At 28.8% G+C, this 2,106-nt stretch carries 2 protein-coding genes; both read left to right on the top strand.

Going from position 1 to position 2,106, the window contains the following annotated elements; translation table 11 throughout:
• Positions 1-248: hypothetical protein (locus ACMUOV_RS01450; protein WP_413853082.1), on the top strand; the 248-nt coding region annotated here is incomplete at its 5' end.
• Between the two features lie 44 nt (positions 249-292).
• Positions 293-1,873, top strand: a complete 1,581-nt coding sequence (locus tag ACMUOV_RS01445) for a hypothetical protein (RefSeq protein ID WP_413853080.1) — start codon at positions 293-295, stop codon at positions 1,871-1,873.
• Positions 1,874-2,106 lie beyond the last annotated feature (233 nt).

The following is a 2,106-nucleotide window of genomic DNA, read 5'->3' as shown; positions in this document are numbered from 1 at the left end:
TAATAGAAAGTAATACAAATAATTCAACGACATTAAATTTGTTGAAAGAAAAAGTAAACGGATTGGCATATTCAAATGTTTATAATGGTGCTGATTTATATAGCGATACGGGATTAGTCCGTCCGAATGAAATAACAAATACGGGAATATTGTTTTTTATATTATTTGCAATATTGGTAGTAAGAATAAAAGATACAATAGCAGTATTATATAATAATAGAAATATAGTAATAAACCGACTTGGTTAAAGTAGTATAAAAAGACCAAATCGGTTTTCTTTTTGGAGGAGAAAATGAAAAAAGTACAAAAGATGTTCAGGAAAGCAGTATCAATGATAGTAGCAGTATGTTTGATGGTAGGGATATCAAACATACCTGTATATGCTGGAGCAGTTGCAATATCACCGACAAAAACAACTGATGCTGTACTATCACAACCTTATTATACACCTTCGCAAATAGTAAAAAAAGCATCAGGCAAACCTAAAACAACAGTAACTAAGAAAAAAGCAAAAACAGTTTCGTTAACGACACAAATAACAAATAAATACACAAAAAAAGGTTTGCAAGCATTACAGGCATTTGCTAATAGGGTAGGGTTAACATTAAAAACGGTGTATAATGCATTTGTAAAAATGGGAGTAACAAAAACACAGATGAAAAAAGTAGCTTCAAATATGTTAAGACTTATTAATAAAGGGGAAAATTTTGTTTGTTGTGCATCACTTGCAGTAGGTGCATATTTGAATATAAGCAGATATTTGGCGGCAGTTTATAATTTAGCAGGAGATATAGCTTGCGGTGCATTCAACAGCAGCACAAAAGCATTTAACGGAACAGGATATGGAAGTACGCTTGCAATTCAAAAAAACGGATATAAAAATGCAAAAGATTATAATATAAAAACAAAAGATTTTATTTCCGGTTTGGATAAAGGACAGAAAGCTATGTTAAATGTTGAGTGTTATAATTCAAAAGGGACTTTTGTAGCTTCTCATGCATTAACCGTAAAAAGAGAAAAAGACGGTAAATATTCAGTATATGATATATTGATAAACGGCGGGAATAAAATAACATATACGGCTACAGAATTTAAAAAGTTTTTAAACGGGAAAAGTGCAAAAGGGAAAACTTCATCCGGAAGAACAATAACAAAACCTGTATATTTGAATTCTGAATATAGTTATCTTCGGTATAAATTTACAGATACAGATGGAACAATGTTTGTGACAACACATTCTAAAGATATAGCACAAGCAGCTTTTAAAACAACACCGGCTTATAAATATATGAAAGATTCTCTTTCTATAATAAATAAACTTTTAAAACAGAAAGGAGTAAGCAGTTTAGCAAAGACATGGCTTAAAAAAGCAAAAAATTTAGTTAACAGTTATATGAATAATTCAAAAAGTTATCAGGATAAATATTCGTTTGGTCATAAAATGCTTTCTTCAATGAAAAAAATAGCAGAAGAAAAAGCAAGTATATTGTCTTTAGTTAAATACTCATCATATTCAAAGAAAAACACTATTTATCATGTAGTATATCCTCTTAGAACCGTTTTAAAAAATAATATAACATATAAAATATATACAAAATATGGAGAAGACGGAATAAATTTGATAGAGGAATTTTCTAAAGACTATAAATTAAAAGAAGCTGATGTATATAATATATTTGTAAAAAACAAAGTAACAAAAAAACAAATAGAAAATCATTTTGATTATTTAAGATATTTGATGTATAAAATGGCAAACGGATTTGAAATTTTCAATGATTCATTTGAACATGATATTTACAATGATTCATTTATTAAATCCGGTGATGGAATAAAGGAATCATTGAAAGAAATAAAGCAATTATTAGGGAAATAGTTTTTTTGACTCCATAAATTCATAATTGGAAAATTATTAAAAAGGAAAAATATGAAAAAAAGAATAATAAAGAAAGCAGTATCAATGATAGTAGCAGTATGTTTAATGATAGGTATAGCAAACATACCGGTATATGCGGGAGCAAGTGCAATATCGGCAGTGAAAACGACAGATGCAGTACTTTCTAAAGAATATGTAACCCCATCCCAAGCGGTAAAGAAAGCAGTAAAAAG

The sequence above is a fragment of the Candidatus Ruminimicrobium bovinum genome (assembly GCF_902760015.1).
GTDB lineage: Bacteria > Elusimicrobiota > Endomicrobiia > Endomicrobiales > Endomicrobiaceae > Ruminimicrobium > Ruminimicrobium bovinum.
Note: the sequence above shows the minus strand (reverse complement) of the source record. Positions and strands in the feature narration are given on the sequence as shown.